At 66.3% G+C, this 19076-nt stretch carries 10 protein-coding genes and 3 rRNA genes; 9 read left to right on the forward strand and 4 right to left on the reverse strand.

All coding sequences use genetic code 11. From position 1 onward, the window contains the following. Positions 1-7 precede the first annotated feature (7 nt). Complete coding sequence (gene ppsA / locus HQM25_RS14570; protein WP_254359703.1) at positions 8-2392, forward strand: phosphoenolpyruvate synthase; 2385 nt, start codon at positions 8-10, stop codon at positions 2390-2392. A 43-nt stretch (positions 2393-2435) separates the two neighbouring features. On the opposite strand, the gene HQM25_RS14575 is transcribed toward ppsA, so the two are convergent. Further along, on the reverse strand, positions 2436-4766 hold the full coding sequence (locus HQM25_RS14575) for an MMPL family transporter (RefSeq protein WP_254359374.1): 2331 nt from the start codon (positions 4764-4766) through the stop codon (positions 2436-2438). A gap of 262 nt (positions 4767-5028) precedes the next feature. Here HQM25_RS14575 and HQM25_RS14580 point away from each other — a divergent pair, with 262 nt between their 5' ends. Then, positions 5029-5592 (forward strand): TetR/AcrR family transcriptional regulator, encoded by a 564-nt coding sequence (locus HQM25_RS14580; protein WP_172990888.1) that lies wholly within the window; start codon positions 5029-5031, stop codon positions 5590-5592. Positions 5593-5683: 91 nt separating this feature from the next. Here the strand turns inward: HQM25_RS14580 and rrf are convergent. The 3 genes from rrf to HQM25_RS14595 form a co-directional block, all read right to left on the reverse strand. Then, positions 5684-5799, reverse strand: a 5S ribosomal RNA gene (gene rrf / locus HQM25_RS14585). Positions 5800-5904: 105 nt separating this feature from the next. Then, positions 5905-9013, reverse strand: a 23S ribosomal RNA gene (locus tag HQM25_RS14590). 445 nt (positions 9014-9458) lie between these two features. Then, positions 9459-10982: ribosomal RNA gene (locus HQM25_RS14595) — 16S ribosomal RNA — on the reverse strand. The 16S, 23S and 5S rRNA genes sit together here, the layout of an rRNA operon. Positions 10983-11531: 549 nt before the next feature. Between HQM25_RS14595 and HQM25_RS14600 the strand changes: the two genes are divergently transcribed. The 7 genes from HQM25_RS14600 to HQM25_RS14630 all read left to right on the forward strand — a co-directional run bounded on the left by HQM25_RS14600 (position 11532) and on the right by HQM25_RS14630 (position 19065). Further along, positions 11532-12221, forward strand: a complete 690-nt coding sequence (locus HQM25_RS14600; RefSeq protein ID WP_172990889.1) for a DNA alkylation repair protein — start codon at positions 11532-11534, stop codon at positions 12219-12221. 8 nt (positions 12222-12229) lie between these two features. Then, positions 12230-12901: a response regulator transcription factor gene (locus HQM25_RS14605; RefSeq protein WP_172990890.1), complete on the forward strand. Its 672-nt coding sequence runs from the start codon at positions 12230-12232 to the stop codon at positions 12899-12901. Then, positions 12898-13926 (forward strand): sensor histidine kinase, encoded by a 1029-nt coding sequence (locus tag HQM25_RS14610; RefSeq protein WP_172990891.1) that lies wholly within the window; start codon positions 12898-12900, stop codon positions 13924-13926. The genes HQM25_RS14605 and HQM25_RS14610 overlap by 4 nt, the downstream gene beginning before the upstream one ends. Positions 13927-14024: 98 nt before the next feature. Then, on the forward strand, positions 14025-14576 hold the full coding sequence (locus HQM25_RS14615) for a hypothetical protein (RefSeq protein WP_172990892.1): 552 nt from the start codon (positions 14025-14027) through the stop codon (positions 14574-14576). 107 nt (positions 14577-14683) lie between these two features. Then, positions 14684-15247 (forward strand): pyridoxamine 5'-phosphate oxidase family protein, encoded by a 564-nt coding sequence (locus HQM25_RS14620; protein ID WP_172990893.1) that lies wholly within the window; start codon positions 14684-14686, stop codon positions 15245-15247. A 103-nt stretch (positions 15248-15350) separates the two neighbouring features. Then, positions 15351-17366 carry a primary-amine oxidase gene (locus HQM25_RS14625; RefSeq protein WP_172990894.1) on the forward strand — a complete coding sequence of 672 codons (2016 nt, stop codon included), beginning with the start codon at positions 15351-15353 and terminating at the stop codon, positions 17364-17366. Between the two features lies 1 nt (position 17367). Beyond that, positions 17368-19065: an amidohydrolase gene (locus tag HQM25_RS14630; RefSeq protein WP_172990895.1), complete on the forward strand. Its 1698-nt coding sequence runs from the start codon at positions 17368-17370 to the stop codon at positions 19063-19065. Positions 19066-19076: the final 11 nt, after the last annotated feature.

Raw genomic sequence — 19076 nt, forward strand, 5'->3', positions numbered from 1 at the left:
CATCGGCATGGCCGACCTCCCCCAGGTCGGCGGCAAGAACGCCTCGCTCGGCGAGATGGTCTCGCATCTGTCCGACCTCGGGGTGCGGGTTCCCCGCGGATTCGCGACGACGGCCGACGCGTTCCGGCGCTTCCTCGCGCACGATGGCCTCGCCGACCGCATCGAGGACGCTGTCGCGCGGCTCGATGTCGACGACGTGGCGGCACTGACCCACGTCGGCACGGAGATCCGCGCGTGGATCGAGCAGCACCCGCTTCCGCCGGAGCTCGAGACCGACATCCGGGCCGCGTACGCGGAACTGGTCGCCCAGGACGCCGAGCCCGATACCGTCACCTGGGCGGTGCGCTCCAGCGCCACCGCCGAGGATCTTCCCGACGCCTCGTTCGCGGGACAGCAGGAGACGTTCCTCAACGTGGGAGGCGTCGATAACATCCTCGACGCCGTCCGGCGGGTGTTCGCGTCGCTCTACAACGACCGCGCCATCGCCTACCGGGTGCACCACGGGTTCGACCACGCCGAGGTCGCGCTCTCGGCCGGCGTGCAGCGCATGGTCCGCTCCGACGTGGGGTCTTCGGGCGTGATGTTCACCGTCGACACCGAGTCCGGCTTCGACCAGGCCGTCTTCGTGACCAGCTCGTACGGACTGGGCGAGGCGGTCGTGCAGGGCGCGGTGAATCCCGACGAGTTCTACGTCTCCAAGCCGGCGCTGCGGGCCGGCCGGCCCGCGATCCTCAAGCGGTCCGTGGGCGAGAAGGCCGTCGCCATGCGCTACACCGACAGCCGGGAGGCGGGCGCCAGCACCGCGTTCGTCGATGTCGACGTCGCCGACCGCGGGCAGTTCTCGATCACGGATGCCGACATCGAAGACCTGGCGCAGCAGGCGCTGGTCATCGAGGACCACTACGGCCGCCCGATGGACATCGAGTGGGGCAAGGACGGCGTCGACGGACAGCTCTACATTCTGCAGGCCCGCCCCGAGACGGTGGTGTCGCGGGCCTCGGCCAACGTGATCCGCCGGTTCCGCCTGCACGAGCGCGGAGAGGTCGTCGTCGCCGGTCGTGCGATCGGGCAGCGCATCGGCGCCGGCCGCGTGCGTGTGCTCAGCGACGTGTCGCAGATGAGCGCCTTCCAGCCCGGCGACGTGCTCGTCGCCGACATGACCGATCCGGACTGGGAGCCGATCATGAAGCGCGCGGCCGCGATCGTCACCAACCGCGGCGGGCGCACCTGCCACGCGGCGATCATCGCCCGTGAGCTCGGCATCCCCGCCGTCGTCGGTGCGGGAGACGCCACCGCGATCCTCCGCGACGGCCACGAGGTCACGGTCTCGTGCGCCGAGGGCGACACCGGCTTCGTCTACGCGGGCCTGCTCGACTTCGCCGAGGAGGAGACGCACCTCGACTCGATGCCCGCCGCGCCCGTGAAGATCATGATGAACGTCGGCACCCCGGATCAGGCGTTCTCCTTCTCCCGCCTCCCCCACGCCGGCGTCGGCCTCGCACGCCTCGAGTTCATCATCAACCGTCAGATCGGCATCCACCCCCGCGCGCTGCTCGAATTCGACTCGCTCCCCGCCGACCTGCGCGCCGAGGTCGCCGATCGCATCGCCGCGTACGAGTCGCCCCGCGACTACTTCGTCAAGCGGGTCGCGGAGGGCGTGTCGATGATCGCGGCGGCCTTCGCCCCGGAGCCGGTCATCGTGCGGATGAGCGATTTCAAGTCGAACGAGTACGCGAACCTCATCGGCGGCGAACTCTACGAGCCGCACGAGGAGAACCCGATGATCGGCTACCGCGGGGCGTCGCGGTACATCTCCCCCGACTTCCGGGCCTGCTTCGACATGGAGTGCGAGGCGCTGCGATACGTGCGCGACGAGATGGGCCTCACGAACGTGCAGGTGATGGTGCCGTTCGTGCGCACCGTCGGCGAGGGCCACGCGGTCGTGGAGCTGCTCGCCGAGAACGGACTGCGGCGCGGCGTCAACGACCTCAAGGTCATCATGATGTGCGAGCTGCCGACCAACGCGCTGCTGGCCGACGACTACCTCGAGTTCTTCGACGGCTTCTCGATCGGATCGAACGACATGACCCAGCTCACGCTCGGGCTCGATCGCGACTCGTCGCTCGTGGCCGCCACCTTCGACGAACGCGACCCGGCCGTGCTGAAGCTGCTGTCGATGGCGATCGAGGCGTGCCGCCGGCACGGCAAGTACGTCGGCATCTGCGGTCAGGGGCCCAGCGACCACCCCGACCTCGCCGTCTGGCTCGTCGAGCAGGGCATCGCCTCGGTGTCGCTGAACCCCGACACGGTCGTGGACACGTGGCTGGCGCTGGCACGCATCGAGGCGGAGAAGACGGTGGATGCCGCACCCGGCGCGGTTCCGGCGACGTAGGCACGCCGGCTCGGCGCCGGCGGGGGTGCCGGCGCCGACCGCGTCAGTGCGGGACCGGGTGTGAGCGCTCCAGCGCCGCGCCCTCCACATCGACGTCGGGCAGGATGCGGTCGAGCCACTTGGGCAGCCACCAGGCGGCATCCCCGAACAGGTGCATGAGAGCGGGCACGAGCACGAGGCGCACCACGAACGCGTCGAAGAGCACGCCGATCGCGAGGCCGAACCCGAGCGGGCGGACCATGCCGAGATGGCTGAACACGAAGCCGCCGAACACCGCCGCCATGATGATCGCCGCGGCCGTGACGACCGCGCGGCCGCCGCGCACACCGGCGACGACGGCTTCGCGCGCCGGGATCTTGTGCACGTACGCCTCGCGCATGCCCGAGACGAGGAACAGCTGGTAGTCCATCGCGAGGCCGAACAGCACTCCCATGATGATGATCGGCGCGAAGCTCAGCACGGGCCCCGGGTCGTGCACGCCGAACAGGGAGGAGAGCCAGCCCCACTGGTAGATCGCGGTCACGGCACCGAGCGCCGCGAACAGCGACAGCACGTAGCCGGCGGTCGCGATGAGAGGGACCAGCAGCGACCGGAACACGACGATCATGATGATCAGCGACAGGCCCACCACCACCGCGAGGTAGATCGGAAGGGCATCGGCGAGCTTCTCGGAGACGTCGATGTTGCCGGATGCCTGCCCGGCCACGCCGAGGGTGATGTCTCCCTCCAGCGGCGACAGGCCACGCAGCTCGGCGACCAGCGCCTCGGTCGATTCGCTCACCGGACCGTCGGCGGGCACCACCTGGAACGCGAACACCGTGCCGTCGTCCGAGACGGCGACCGGCGCCACCGCGACGACGTCGTTCTGCTCGGCGAGCACGCCGGCGATCTCCACCTGCATCGTGAGCTGGTCGTCATCGGCGACCGCATCGGGAGTCTCCGCGACCACGAGGAGCGGGCCGTTCTGCCCCGCGCCGAATTCGGCTTCGACCGTCTTGAAGGCCCCGTACTGGGTCGTGTCGGTCGCCTCGCTCGAGCCGTCGGGAAGAGCGAGACGCATCGACAGCGCGGGGATGGCGATCACGAGCAGCCCCACGATCGCGAGCGCCGCCGCGCCGAGCGCGCGCGGCGTGCGCATGGCGCGCAGCGGCTTGCGGGTGTGGTGCGGGTGGCCGATCTCGGCGCGGGCCCGGCGGCCGAGGACCCGGAGCTTCATGAGCCCGAGCATCGCCGGAGTGAAGGTCACCGACACGAGAACGGCCACGAGCACGCACGCGGCACCGACCACTCCCATCACACCGAGGAACGGGATGCCGGTGACCAGCAGCGCCACCAGCGCGATGATCACGGTCGACCCGGCGAAGACCACCGCGTTGCCGGCGGTGCCGTTGGCGAGTCCGACCGACTCCTCCACCGGCATCCCGGCCAGCACCTGCTTGCGGTGACGGTTGAGGATGAACAGCGAGTAGTCGATGCCCACCGCGAGCCCCAGCATCACACCGAGCACCGGCGTCACCGACGACATGTCGACGACCCCGGAGAACGCGAGCGAGCCGACCACGCCCACCCCGACGCCGATGATCGAGTTGATCAGCGGGGCGACGGCGGGCAGCAGCGCGCGCATCATCACGATCAGGACGATCCCCGCGATGAGGAAGCCGATGACCTCCCCCGGGCCGACGAGCCCGTCGGTGCTCGCGGTGATCGTCGACGAGTAGTCGAGGCTCACGCCGTCGATGTCGGCGCCGTCGAGGATCTCGGTGACGTCGTCCTTGACCGACTGCTGCAGATCGAACATGGTGTCGTCGAACGAGATGGCGCCGAGCGCCGTGGCGCTGTCGTCGGCGACGAGCGTGATCTCCTCCGCGAAGCCCACCAGTCGCTCGCCGTCCTCCAGCTGCGCAGACTGGGACTCCACCTCGGCGCGGCCATCGGCCAGCTGGGTTCGACCCGCATCGAGCTCGGCCCGGCTCGCGTCGAGCTGCGCCTGCTGCGCCTCGAACTGCGCGGCGGCCTGGGTGAAGAAACCGGCGGCCTGCGCGTCGGCGATCGCCGCGTCGAGCTGCTGCTGACCCGCGTCGAGCTGCTGCTGCGCGGCGTCGAGCTGCGACTCGGACGCGTCGAGCTGCGCGGTGGCATCGGCGAGCTGCGCCCGACCGTCGCTGAGCTGCTGAGCCTGCGCCGCCCGCTCGGCCTCGGTTGCGAAGGGATCGGTCACCGACGCGACCCCGTCGACGTCTTCGACCTCGCCGAGCAGGTCGCCGATGGCGTCCTCCTGGGCCGGTGTGAAGGCGGCGCCGTCCTCGGTCGAGAAGACCACGGTCGCGGTGGCGCCGGTGAGGTCGGGGAAGGTGTCGGTGAGCGCCTGGTTCACCCGATCGGTCTCGGTGCCCGGAATGCTGAAGCTCGAGGCGAGCCCACCCCGAAGGCGAGGAAAGCGCCGACGGCGAGCACCAGGATCGTCACCCAGCTGAGGACTACGGTCCATGCGCGGCGTGCCGCGAAGCTGCCGATGCGGAAGAGGAGATTCGCCACGGGGATGCCTTTCGAACCGGGGGACGATCAGACGCGCCGTCGAGCCGACCGACAGCCTATCCGACAGTTGTCGGAGAGGCGAAACCTGGCAGAATCACGGAATGGATCCCCGCGTCGCGCGCACCCGTCAGCGCCTTCAGCAGGCGCTGCTCGACCTCGCGGGCGAACGCCCGCTCGACGAGATCACGATCGGCGACATCACCGAGCGCGCCGAGGTGAATCGCAGCAGCTTCTACCAGCACTACGGCGACAAGGACTCACTGCTCGCCGACGCCCTCGAAGCCGTGCTGGATGCCGCGGCCGCGCCGCTGCGGGCGACCGCGGCGCAGGGCGAGGAGGTCGGCATGCCGCCGGAACTCGAGGAGTACCTGCGTCACATCGCCGACAACATCGCGCTCTATCGTCGCGTGCTCGGACCGCACGGATCGGCGGTCGTCGCCGCACGACTGCGGCGACGAGTCGAACTCGTCGTCCGCGAGACGATCGGGGCGGATGCAACCGGAGCGCTCGAAGACGTGCCGCTCGATGTCGTGGGCGCAGGAATCGCGGGCACGGCACTCGGGGTGATCTCGGCGTGGGTCGAGCACGACCCGCTGCCACCCGTCGATGTCGCCGCACGATGGCTCGACACCGTGCTGCGCGCACCCGCCCGCATGCTGCGATGAGCGCGCGTGCGGGGGCGGCGGCGCCGCCCGCACGCACGCGCGTTAACGCGAAATGGCCACCCTGCGTTGGGTGGCCATTTCGGTAATGGAAGTCCGGCGGTGTCCTACTCTCCCACAGGGTCCCCCTGCAGTACCATCGGCGCTGAGAGGCTTAGCTTCCGGGTTCGGGATGGGACCGGGCGTTTCCCTCTCGCTATGGCCGCCGAAACACTATTGATGTTTCCGGTGTGCAATAACAAAAGATGTTGTTGTTGCGGTGTCCCGACCGTACATCGGGAACCACTCAGTGGACGCGAGCACCATAAACGGTGTGTTATCAAGTCATCGGCTTATTAGTACCAGTCAGCTGCACGCATTGCTGCGCTTCCACATCTGGCCTATCAACCCAGTAGTCTGGCTGGGAGCCTCTCACCCCGTAGGGTATGGAAGTCTCATCTTGAGGCCGGCTTCCCGCTTAGATGCTTTCAGCGGTTATCCATCCCGAACGTAGCTAACCAGCGGTGCACTTGGCAGTACAACTGGCACACCAGAGGTTCGTCCAACCCGGTCCTCTCGTACTAGGGTCAGATCCTCTCAAACTTCCTACGCGCGCAGCGGATAGGGACCGAACTGTCTCACGACGTTCTAAACCCAGCTCGCGTACCGCTTTAATGGGCGAACAGCCCAACCCTTGGGACCTACTCCAGCCCCAGGATGCGACGAGCCGACATCGAGGTGCCAAACCATGCCGTCGATATGGACTCTTGGGCAAGATCAGCCTGTTATCCCCGAGGTACCTTTTATCCGTTGAGCGACAGCGCTTCCACAAGCCACTGCCGGATCACTAGTCCCGACTTTCGTCCCTGCTCGACCTGTCAGTCTCACAGTCAAGCTCCCTTGTGCACTTACACTCGCCACCTGATTGCCAACCAGGTTGAGGGAACCTTTGGGCGCCTCCGTTACTTTTTGGGAGGCAACCGCCCCAGTTAAACTACCCACCAGGCACTGTCCCTGAACCGGATCACGGTTCGAAGTTAGATATCCAGAGTGACCAGAGTGGTATTTCAACAATGACTCCACGAACACTGGCGTGTCCGCTTCATAGTCTCCCACCTATCCTACACAAGCCACACCGAACACCAATACCAAGCTGTAGTAAAGGTCACGGGGTCTTTCCGTCCTGCTGCGCGTAACGAGCATCTTTACTCGTAATGCAATTTCGCCGAGTTCGCGGTTGAGACAGTTGGGAAGTCGTTACGCCATTCGTGCAGGTCGGAACTTACCCGACAAGGAATTTCGCTACCTTAGGATGGTTATAGTTACCACCGCCGTTTACTGGGGCTTAAATTCTGAGCTTCGCCTTGCGGCTGACCCGTCCTCTTAACCTTCCAGCACCGGGCAGGCGTCAGTCCGTATACATCGTCTTGCGACTTGGCACGGACCTGTGTTTTTAGTAAACAGTCGCTACCCACTAGTCTCTGCGGCCCCCACACGCTTTCGGAGCAAGTCCTAATACGCGGAGGGCCCCCCTTCTCCCGAAGTTACGGGGGCATTTTGCCGAGTTCCTTAACCACGATTCTCTCGATCTCCTTGGTATTCTCTACCTGACCACCTGAGTCGGTTTGGGGTACGGGCGGCTAGAACCTCGCGTCGATGCTTTTCTTGGCAGCATAGGATCACCCACTTTTCATCCGCATCGTGTCTCAGCCTGTATGAGTCGCGGATTTGCCTACGACTCGGCCTACGCACTTGCCCCGGGACAACCATCGCCCGGGATGGGCTACCTTCCTGCGTCACACCTGTTAATACGCTAACCGCACCAGCATGGGGTCGAGCGTTCACCACCACCGCCTCACCCCGAAGGGATCCGCTGCATGACGGCTAGGACTCTTAGCACCACTGGATTGATTGGGGCGGTTCTTCGCCGGTACGGGAATATCAACCCGTTGTCCATCGACTACGCCTGTCGGCCTCGCCTTAGGTCCCGACTTACCCAGGGAAGATTAGCTTGACCCTGGAACCCTTGGTCTTTCGGAGGACGTGTTTCTCACACGTCTTTCGCTACTCATGCCTGCATTCTCACTCGTGTCGCGTCCACGGCTGGGTCACCCCGCCGCTTCACTCGCGACACGACGCTCTCCTACCCATCAACACGGCTGGACCACGAAGGCCTACCAATAATGTCAATGCCACAACTTCGGTGGCGTGCTTGAGCCCCGTTACATTGTCGGCGCGGAATCACTTGACCAGTGAGCTATTACGCACTCTTTCAAGGGTGGCTGCTTCTAAGCCAACCTCCTGGTTGTCTGAGCAACTCCACATCCTTTCCCACTTAGCACGCGCTTAGGGACCTTAGTTGGTGGTCTGGGTTGTTTCCCTCTCGACTATGAAGCTTATCCCCCACAGTCTCACTGCTGCGCTCTCACTTACCGGCATTCGGAGTTTGGCTGACGTCAGTAACCTGGTCGGGCCCATCGGCCATCCAGTAGCTCTACCTCCGGCAAGAAACACGCAACGCTGCACCTAAATGCATTTCGGAGAGAACCAGCTATCACGAAGTTTGATTGGCCTTTCACCCCTATCCACAGCTCATCCCCTCAGTTTTCAACCTAAGTGGGTTCGGCCCTCCACGACGTCTTACCGTCGCTTCAGCCTGGCCATGGATAGATCACTTCGCTTCGGGTCTAGGACACGCGACTGAATCGCCCTATTCAGACTCGCTTTCGCTACGGCTACCCCACACGGGTTAACCTCGCCACGTATCGCTAACTCGCAGGCTCATTCTTCAAAAGGCACGCTGTCACACCTACCAGGGGTGCTCCAACGGTTTGTAAGCAAACGGTTTCAGGTACTATTTCACTCCCCTCCCGGGGTACTTTTCACCTTTCCCTCACGGTACTTGTCCGCTATCGGTCATCTGGGAGTATTTAGGCTTATCAGGTGGTCCTGACAGATTCACACGGGATTTCTCGGGCCCCGTGCTACTTGGGATACTCTCCACGCTGCGTCACGCATTTCGGTTACGGGGCTGGCACCCACTCTGGCCGGCCTTTCAAGACCGTTCACCTATACACACGCATCACGTCCACTGCTCGGCAGAACAGTACGGAAAGTCCCACAACCCCCAACATGCAACTCCTGCCGGATATCACACACACTGGGTTTAGCCTGATCCGGTTTCGCTCGCCACTACTAACGGAATCGCGGTTGCTTTCTCTTCCTGTGGGTACTGAGATGTTTCACTTCCCCACGTTCCCTCTACCCGCCCTATATATTCAGGCGGGAGTCACCAGGCACGCACGCGCCCTGGCGGGGTTTCCCCATTCGGACACCCTCGGATCAAAACTTGCTTATCAGTTCCCCGAGGCTTATCGCAGATTGCTACGTCCTTCTTCGGCTCCAGATGCCAAGGCATCCACCGTTTGCTCTTAAAGACTTGAAATCACATGAGTTGAATCAAAAACCCGACCCGACCCCAAAAGGGCCGGAATCAGAAATTGACTAATGATCTTTAAGATCATCTTTCACGAACCAAGCCCGAAGACCTGGTTCGAAGATGCTCGCGTCCACTGTGTAGTTCTCAAAGTACGGGCGGTACCCACCCCCACAACCAGCAAAAAAAACCGGCAGCAAGAATGGGCCCAGAGGAAAGGAACACACCATCCGAAGACAATGCGCATCCGGTCCCTCAGGACCCAACAGCGTGCACGCCCCACCCAACAGAGCCCAGAACCTTCCAACCACCGAAATGGCGTACTAACTCCAAACCCCCAGGAAGAGGCCTCGTCAAATGTTCCACCCATGAGCTACCGGCAGACACATTCGGTCTGATCCGGCGCCTGGACACCCACCACCCCAAAAGGCGATGACTGCCAGATGCTCCTTAGAAAGGAGGTGATCCAGCCGCACCTTCCGGTACGGCTACCTTGTTACGACTTAGTCCTAATTACCGATCCCACCTTCGACAGCTCCCTCCACAAGGGTTGGGCCACCGGCTTCAGGTGTTACCGACTTTCATGACTTGACGGGCGGTGTGTACAAGACCCGGGAACGTATTCACCGCAGCGTTGCTGATCTGCGATTACTAGCGACTCCGACTTCATGAGGTCGAGTTGCAGACCTCAATCCGAACTGGGACCGGCTTTTTGGGATTCGCTCCACCTCACGGTATTGCAGCCCTTTGTACCGGCCATTGTAGCATGCGTGAAGCCCAAGACATAAGGGGCATGATGATTTGACGTCATCCCCACCTTCCTCCGAGTTGACCCCGGCAGTATCCCATGAGTTCCCACCATTACGTGCTGGCAACATAGAACGAGGGTTGCGCTCGTTGCGGGACTTAACCCAACATCTCACGACACGAGCTGACGACAACCATGCACCACCTGTTCACCAGTGTCCAAAGAGTTCCGTATCTCTACGGCGTTCTGGTGTATGTCAAGCCTTGGTAAGGTTCTTCGCGTTGCATCGAATTAATCCGCATGCTCCGCCGCTTGTGCGGGTCCCCGTCAATTCCTTTGAGTTTTAGCCTTGCGGCCGTACTCCCCAGGCGGGGAACTTAATGCGTTAGCTGCGTCACGGAATCCGTGGAATGGACCCCACAACTAGTTCCCAACGTTTACGGGGTGGACTACCAGGGTATCTAAGCCTGTTCGCTCCCCACCCTTTCGCTCCTCAGCGTCAGTTACGGCCCAGAGATCTGCCTTCGCCATCGGTGTTCCTCCTGATATCTGCGCATTCCACCGCTACACCAGGAATTCCAATCTCCCCTACCGCACTCTAGTCTGCCCGTACCCACTGCAGACCCGAGGTTGAGCCTCGGGATTTCACAGCAGACGCGACAAACCGCCTACGAGCTCTTTACGCCCAATAATTCCGGATAACGCTTGCGCCCTACGTATTACCGCGGCTGCTGGCACGTAGTTAGCCGGCGCTTTTTCTGCAGGTACCGTCACGAATTGCTTCTTCCCTGCTAAAAGAGGTTTACAACCCGAAGGCCGTCATCCCTCACGCGGCGTTGCTGCATCAGGCTTCCGCCCATTGTGCAATATTCCCCACTGCTGCCTCCCGTAGGAGTCTGGGCCGTGTCTCAGTCCCAGTGTGGCCGGTCACCCTCTCAGGCCGGCTACCCGTCGACGCCTTGGTGAGCCATTACCTCACCAACAAGCTGATAGGCCGCGAGCCCATCCCCAACCAAAAAATCTTTCCCACCACAGACCATGCGATCGTGGTGCATATCCGGTATTAGACGCCGTTTCCAGCGCTTATCCCAGAGTCAGGGGCAGGTTGCTCACGTGTTACTCACCCGTTCGCCACTGATCCACCCAGCAAGCTGAGCTTCACCGTTCGACTTGCATGTGTTAAGCACGCCGCCAGCGTTCATCCTGAGCCAGGATCAAACTCTCCATAAAGAAAAAATGCATACACAACCGGGAAAACGATCATGCAGCGAGTTCGAACTGACCAAAAACGAATATCAAACTGACATCCATACGCCAACCCAAAAAGGATTGGACTTTGATCCAAAGGAATTCACTCACCAGCCAAAAAGACTGGACGAGGAAAAAATTGGCATTTGACAAGTGCACGCTGTTGAGTTCTCAAGGATCGGACACACCTGCAGCTCAGCCTCTCAGCCTCGCCCACAGGGCAACTTCCTTCAGCCGAGTCCCGCATCAGACTGGCGCTTCGACCCGGACATCTCCGGTTCAGTGGTCCCTAGCCTGACTCGAGGTCGGACGATCCAGAACGCGGTCATCTGTCGATGATCTCGATCTGGGGGGTGTTCCCACTTGAGGGGGCGGGGCTCTCGCCTCTCCGCTCTTCCCTTTGGGGCGAACAAGAAATACTTTACGTGGCACCGGCCCACCCGTCGAATCGAGCCCGCATCCCGGGCGTGTCGCCCGTGTTTCCGGGGATGGGCCCAGACGTAGGCTGTGGAGGCACCCGAGGAGGACGCTGTGACCGACACGACACTTGCGACGCCGACCACCGCCCAGATCCTGGCCGAGCTGGCCGATCTCGCGGACGCACGGATCGGCGACGTGAACGCACGCCATGGCGACGACCACGCGGTGAACCTCGGCCAGCTGCGCGCGATCGCCAAGCGCCTCAAGGTGCAGCCCGACCTCGCGCTCGCCCTGTGGGCGACCGACGACTCGGCCGCGAGGCTCCTCGCCATCCTCATCTCCCGTCCGCGCACCTACGCCCTCGCGGATCTCGACCGCATGCTCCGCGAGGCCCGCACGCCGAAGGTCCACGAGTGGCTCGTGAGCTACATCGTGAAGAAGAGCCCTCACGCAGAAGCGCTGCGCATCGCCTGGCTCGCCGACGGCGACCCGATCGTCGCGAGCGCGGGATGGACCCTGACCACCGAGCGCGTCGCCAAGAAGCCCGAGGGGCTGGATCTCGACGGCCTGCTCGACCGGATCGAGGTCGAGATGGCGTCGGCGCCCGATCGCCTGCAATGGGAGATGAACCACACGCTGGCGCAGATCGGCATCTCGCACCCCGACCGACGTGCCCGCGCGATCGACATCGGCGAGCGGCTCGAGGTGCTCAAGGACTATCCGACCCCGCCGAACTGCACCTCCCCGTTCGCTCCCGCCTGGATCGCGGAGATCGTGCGACGCCAGGACGCCACTCGCTGAGCCGCGCCATGTCCGCCGACCGCGCTTCACGCCCGCGACTGCTCTACGTGGAGGACGAGCAGGAGATCGCGGCGATCGTCGTGGAGCTGCTCGCGGAGGACTACGACGTCGATCACGCTCTCACCGGCGAAGACGCCGTGCGCCGCGCGCTGTCACGCCGATACGACGTGATGGTGGTCGATCGCCGGCTGCCGGGAATGTCCGGACTCGACGTGCTCGAGGCGGTGCGCACGGCGAGGATCGCCACGCCGGCGATCATGCTCACGGCGCTCGGCGCGCTCGAGGACCGCGTCAGCGGGCTCGACGGCGGCGCCGACGATTACCTCGTCAAGCCGTTCGACATCGAGGAGCTGCGCGCCCGCCTGCGCGCGCTCCAACGCGGACGCGGCGCGGGCGACCGGCGCGAGCTGGGCGACTGGGTGTTCACGCCGCACTCGCTCGCGCTCTACTCGCCTGTCGAGGGACGCATCGCCCTCACCCAGGCCGAGACCGACCTGCTGGAGCTTCTCACCTCCAGCCCCGAGCACGTGTTCAGTCGCGAGGAGATCCTCAGCAGCGTGTTCCCGGGCGGATCGGCCGCCACGGTCGACACCTACGTGCACTACATCCGCCGGAAGTCCACGCCCGAGATCATCGACACGGTCCGCGCGCGGGGCTACCGGAGCGGAACGCCGCGATGAATGGGCGTGACGACCTCGCAGCGTCCGACCGGGCGCGCGTGCAGCGGTCCGCCCTGCGGGTGGGCCTGTGGGTGGGCCTCGCGTCGGCGGGTGTGGTCGCCACGGTGACCTCCGTCACCGTCGCGGTGATGCTCGCGTCGTCGCAGACCGACCGCCGGCCGCCGCGCTTCGGCGGGGACGACGGTGCCGGCTTCCCGGAAGGAGGCCCGGGCGCGCGCCGCGTCGTCGATCTCGACGACATCCTTCCGATCGCCCTCGTGCTGGGGGTGCTCGGGGTCATCGCCCTCGGGTTCATCGCGTGGTACGCCGCGCGGCGGGCATCCGCACCGCTCGCGCAGGCGCTGGAGGTGCAGCGCGCCTTCGTCGCCGACGCGAGCCACGAGCTGCGCACACCGCTGACCACGCTCACCAGCCGCATCCAGCTCGCACAGCACCGGGCCGCGCGCGGCGGCGACGTCGGCGGAGTGCTGGGCGATCTGCAGCGCGACGCCGCGGTGATGGATGCCGTGCTCACCGACCTGCTCGTCACGGCGGAGGCCGCCGGGACGCAGACGGGAGACGACGCGGCGGTGACCAGCGTGGCCGATGCCACCTCGGACGCGGTGCGTGTGATCTCGCCTCCCGCGGAGGATGTCGGCGTGGTGATCGACGTGGATGTCGCACACGCGCCGCCCGTCGCGGCCGACCGCATCGGGCTGGGGCGGGCCCTGACCGCGCTCCTCGACAACGCCGTGCGCCATGCACCCCGCGGCAGCCGGGTCGCCGTCTCCGCGGTCGCGGCGGGTCGCAGCGTCGAGATCCGCGTGGCCGATACCGGGCCGGGCATCGCCGCGGCCGATCGCGAACGCGTGTTCGAGCGCTTCACCCGCTCGACGCCGCCCGAACCGAACACGCGCCGCGGGTTCGGGCTCGGTCTCGCACTCGTGCGCGACATCGCGACGCGATTCGGGGGCTCGGTGCGGGTGGAGGAGAACTCCCCCACGGGAGCGGTGTTCGTGCTCACCCTGCCCCGGCGCGAACGTTAGTCCGCCGTCGCTGAACGCCGGCTATCGGCTCGTTATGAGTTCGCCCAGAGCACCCGACTCTTTGAGAGACCTTGGAATCGCCCGGGGAGAGTCGGGGCATGTCCGAGAACACCGAACCCCGCGATCCCGCCGACGAGAGCCCGGCGGCCGACACGCCGCCGACCCCGACCGCCCCGACGACGCCGGTGTCGTCCGATCCCGGTGCGACACCGATCCCGCCGCGCCCACCCGCCCCCGAGGCCTCCTCGGCCGCCCCCGCGACGGCACCGGCAGCCCCGCAGGCTGCGGCTGCGGCATCCACTCCCTGGTACCGCCGCCTGTGGGTGCAGGTGACCGCCGCCGCCGTGGCCGGCGTCGTGCTGCTGGGCATCGGCTTCGGCGCAGGATGGGCGACCGCTCGCGGTGTCGGCGGGTTCGACCGCGCCGGCTTCCAGGAGCAGAACATGCCGGGCGCGCCCGGCGACGGCTTCGGCGACCGGCGCGGCCCCGGGTTCGGCGACGACAGCCAGCAGCGTGAAGACCGGCACGGCGATCGCGGGTGGAACCACGACGACGATGACGACGACGACGACACCACCACGGACGACGACACCCCAGATGACGGCTCCACCGACGACGGCTCCACCGACGATGACTCGAGCGGCACCTGATCCTCGCTGGCGCGCGGGCGCTGAACGCGGTGGGACCTCCGACCCTGTACGCGCGGCGTATCGAGGACCAACCTCGATATAACCCAGCGGAAAGGACCGGACTGATCATGAGCGTTCAGACGACCGCACGGCCGACCCCGGTCGGCGTGCGCACCGACGACGAGGCGGCCAACCCCTATCTCGCCTCCCCTGCTCCCGAGCAGCCGTCGCCGGCAGCGCTGGGGGTGGAGGAACTATCGACCGGCGAGTGCTGGCGCCTCGTGGAGTCGACCCCGCTCGCACGACTCGCGGTGTCGACTCCCGACGGACAGCCCGACGTGTTCCCCATCAACTTCACGGTGCACGCCGGACGCATCTACTTCCGCTCGGCACCGGGCACCAAGCTCCGGCGGCTCTCCGAAGACGCATCGGTGGCGTTCGAGGTCGACGGCGCCGACGAGCGCTTCCATTGGAGCGTGGTCATCCACGCCGAGGCGGAGCGCATGGACAGCGACGACGACATCGTGGCATCCGGCGTGCTGGGGCTGGCCACAGCGAGCCCCACGGCGAAGAACGACTACGTGAGCCTGACCCCGGTCACCGTGACCGGTCGACGGTTCCGTCGGCGCCCCGAGCGGGCCGCGCACGACACCAAGCCGGTCGTGATCCCGCACCGCGCTCCGCTGCGCTGAGCCGGCCGCACATCCCGCGCCGATGGTCAGGGGGCGTGCGCGTGCAGACAAGCCCCCGATGAGGAGAGGGGTCATGCTGGGACGCAGGATGGAGGATCCCGCCATGTCCCAGACCCCGCACCACGGCCCCGCCCTCGTCGACGCCCACGACGACCTCCCGACGGCTGCTGCCCGTCACCCTCTCGATCCGCTCACGGCCGACGACATCGAGCGCACGCGTGAGATCCTCGTGAACGCGGGGCTTCTCACGGAGTCCACCCGCGTGCCGATGCTCCTCCCCTACGAACCCGACAAGTCCGAGATGGCCGATTTCCGGGCCACCGGCCGCGCGGTCGATCGCCGAGTGGATGCCACGCTCCTGGACACTTCGACGGGAGCGGTCACCGAGGTCGTCGTCTCCGTCACGCGCGGCGACGTCCTCACCCGACGCGAACATGATCCGGCGGCGGCCCCCTACGGCCAGCCGCAGTATCTCTTCGAGGAGTACGAGCGGGCGGCGGCCATCGCCAAGGCCTCCCCCGAATGGCAGTCGGCGATGACCCGGCGAGGTCTGGCCGACCGGATGGAGCTGGCGTTCTGCTCGCCCCTGGCCCCCGGCTTCGTGGGTCGCGCGAACGAGGTGGGCCGCCGCGTCATCCGTTCGCTGACCTTCCTGCGCGACGCGGAGGACGACATCCCGTGGGCTCACCCCGTCGAGGGCCTGATCGTCCACATCGACCTCATCGAGAACCGCGTCATCGGCGTCGAGGACGAGGGAGACGTGCCGGTGCCGAGCGGCAGCGGCAAGTACACGCCCGATGCCGTCGGGCCGGCGCGCGAATCGCTCAAGCCGATCGAGATCATCCAGCCCGAGGGGCCGAGCTTCCACGTCGACGGGTCGTTCGTGCAGTGGGAGAACTGGACGATGCGCGTCGACTTCAACGCGCGCGAAGGCCTCGTGCTCCACGACGTGGCGTTCGACGGGCGCTCGATCCTCACCCGCGCGAGCGTGCCCGAGATGGTCGTGCCCTACGGCGACACGAGCCCGACCCGCTTCTGGATCAGCTACTTCGACGCCGGTGAGTATCTCCTGGGCAAGAACGCGAACCACCTCGAGCTCGGCTGCGACTGCCTCGGGGTCATCCGCTACTTCGACGGCTTCGTGGCCGACGACCACGGGCACCCGGTGCGGATCCCGAACGTGGTGTGCATGCACGAGGAGGACTACGGCATCCTCTGGAAGCACACCGAACCCGGTGTCGGTGCGGAGGTGCGTCGCTCGCGTCGCCTCGTCGTGTCCTACTTCTCGACGATCGGCAACTACGACTACGGCTTCTACTGGTACTTCTACCTCGACGGCTCGATCCAGGTCGAGGCGAAGGCGACGGGCATCGTGTTCGTGGGCGGCGGCATCCCGGGGACGACGAATCGCCACGCGCCCGAGATCGCGCCCGGTGTGTTCGCTCCCGTGCACCAGCACCTGTTCAGCGCCCGCCTGGACGTCGCGATCGACGGCGAGGACAACCGGCTCGTGGAGATCGACGCCGCACGCATCCCGATGGGCGAGGACAACCCCTTCGGCAATGCGTTCACGTGGAAGGAGACGCCGCTGACCAGCGAGCTCTCTGCGCGACGCGAGGCCGACACCTCCGTCGCCCGCGTATGGGAGGTGCAGAGCGCGTCGAAGAGGAACCACATCGGCAAGCCGACGGCCTACCACCTGCTTCCGCAGCCGACGGCGCTGCTGATGGCCGACCCGGCCTCGACGGTGGCCGCACGCGCCGCCTTCGCGACCAAGCACCTGTGGGCCACCGCCTTCGACCGCGACGAGCGCTGGCCCGGCGGCAGGTACCCGAACGCGCACCAGGGCGGCGCGGGCCTGCCCGCCTACACCGCAGACGACCGGTCGATCGACGGCGAGGACCTCGTGCTGTGGCACACGTTCGGTCTCACGCACGTGCCGCGCCCCGAGGACTGGCCCATCATGCCGGTGGACTACGCGGGGTTCTGGTTCAAGCCCTACGGGTTCTTCGACGTGAATCCGGCGATGGACGTGCCCGAGTCCTCCCAGGCCCACGCGCGCGCGCCACAAGGCGGGTCGGGATGCTGCGGCGGCGGCGCCTGCGAGTGCGGGCACTGACATGCCGGCCGACCTCGTCCTGCGCGGCGGAACCATCCTGACGTTCGCCGACTGGAGTCCCGGATCCGACCCGGGCCACACCACCGCGATCGCGATCGGCGGTGGCGAGATCACCGCCACCGGAGACGCCGCACTGCGCGAGATCGGGCGTCGGACGCGTGTGGTGGAGCTGGCGGGCCGCACGGTGCTCCCCGGTGTGAACGACACGCACCTCCATCTCGTCTGCTACGCGATGGCCCGATACGGACTCCTCGATGTCTCCGCGCGGGTGATCGGCGACTGGTCCGGTCTCGCCGACGTGCTCACCGCCGAGGCGATCGGTGCCGACGGGTGGATTCGGGCGCAGGGGTGGGACGCGTCGGCGCTCGGACGCCCCGGAACCGCGCGCGACGTCGATGCGGCCCTGCGCGCGCACGGACTCGAGCATGTCCCCACCGCCCTGTTCGATCGAACGGGCCACCAGCTGCTGGTCGGCACGGCCGCGCTGGAGCGGATCGGCGTGGACGCCGAGACACCGGATCCGCCGGGCGGGGTCGTCGCGCGCGAGGACGGGGTCCCGACCGGCGTGTTCACCGACAGCGCGACGGCGCTCGTGCTCACGGCGATGCCGCCGGTGTCGCGGGACGCACTGCGGGATGTGCTCCGGCGTGCACAGCAGGACCTCCTCGCGCTGGGGATCACCTCCGCCACCGATCCCGGCATCGGACCGGGGCACACGACCCTCTTCGACGGCTCGCCCTCGCCCCTCGCCCTCGAGGCGCTCGCGTCACTCGCCGACGACGACGAGCTGCACGTGCGCACGACGGTGCTGCTGACGTTCAGCGGAACGGGCGGAGAGAGCGTCGACACCGTGCGGGAGGGTCTCGACGGCCCCCTGCCGTCGCTGGTCCCCGACCGCATCGACCCTCGCACGCTGCGGGTGGCCGGGGTCAAGGTCTTCGCCGACGGCATCCAGCGCAGCGGCACGGCATTCCACCGCGACCCGTACGGGCCGCACGGCACGAGGGGGTCGCTCGCGGTGGCCGGCGCAGACGATGACGAGCGCTCGGACACCCTGCGCGGCATCCTGCGCGAGATCGGCGCGCGCGGGTGGCAGGCGGGCATCCACGCGACCGGTGACGCGGCATCGGACGAGGTGGTCGAGGCGCTGCGCGCCCTCCCCGAAGGCGACCGCGGAGCACTCCCGTACATCATCCACGGCGACTTCCTCACGGCGGAGGGCATGCCCGCCCTCGCCCGGGACGGGATCGGCTGGACCGCTAATCCGGTGATCTCCCGCATGGTGTGCGGCATCGGCCTCGATCTGCTCGGCCCCGAACGCCAGAGCGTGCGCCAGCCGCTGGGCTCCGCACTGCGGGCGGGCGTGACCGTCACGCTGTCGTCGGATGCCCCGGTGGTCAGCCCGGACTGGCGCGAAGCGGCGATCACGGCCGTGCAGCGCGCGCAGATCGACGGTGCCCCGCGCCCGGGAGACGACGAGGCGGTGAGCCTCACCGACGCCATCGCGATGATGACCGTGCTCGCCGCGCGACTCGATGGCGCGGCCGATTTCAAGGGCCGCCTGGCCCCCGGGTTCGCCGCTGATCTCATCGTCCTCTCAGACCGGCTCCCGGACTCCGACCGGGTCGACCGGCTCCGTGACCTCGCCGTCGACATGACGGTGGTGGACGGAGTGGTGCGCTGGGAGCGCGCCCGCTGACGCGCTTCCGC

It is taken from the genome of Microbacterium hominis (assembly GCF_013282805.1).
Lineage (GTDB): Bacteria > Actinomycetota > Actinomycetes > Actinomycetales > Microbacteriaceae > Microbacterium > Microbacterium hominis_B.

Excerpts from the sequence above, each read along its gene's own strand:
- HQM25_RS14620 (WP_172990893.1), top strand. The coding sequence starts at position 14,684 with ATGAGCGTTCAGACGACCGCACGGCCGACCCCGGTCGGCGTGCGCACC.
- HQM25_RS14580 (WP_172990888.1), top strand. The coding sequence starts at position 5,029 with ATGGATCCCCGCGTCGCGCGCACCCGTCAGCGCCTTCAGCAGGCGCTG.
- HQM25_RS14615 (WP_172990892.1), top strand. The coding sequence starts at position 14,025 with ATGTCCGAGAACACCGAACCCCGCGATCCCGCCGACGAGAGCCCGGCG.
- HQM25_RS14610 (WP_172990891.1), top strand. The coding sequence starts at position 12,898 with ATGAATGGGCGTGACGACCTCGCAGCGTCCGACCGGGCGCGCGTGCAG.
- ppsA (WP_254359703.1), top strand. The coding sequence starts at position 8 with ATGGCCGACCTCCCCCAGGTCGGCGGCAAGAACGCCTCGCTCGGCGAG.
- HQM25_RS14605 (WP_172990890.1), top strand. The coding sequence starts at position 12,230 with ATGTCCGCCGACCGCGCTTCACGCCCGCGACTGCTCTACGTGGAGGAC.
- HQM25_RS14625 (WP_172990894.1), top strand. The coding sequence starts at position 15,351 with ATGTCCCAGACCCCGCACCACGGCCCCGCCCTCGTCGACGCCCACGAC.
- HQM25_RS14630 (WP_172990895.1), top strand. The coding sequence starts at position 17,368 with ATGCCGGCCGACCTCGTCCTGCGCGGCGGAACCATCCTGACGTTCGCC.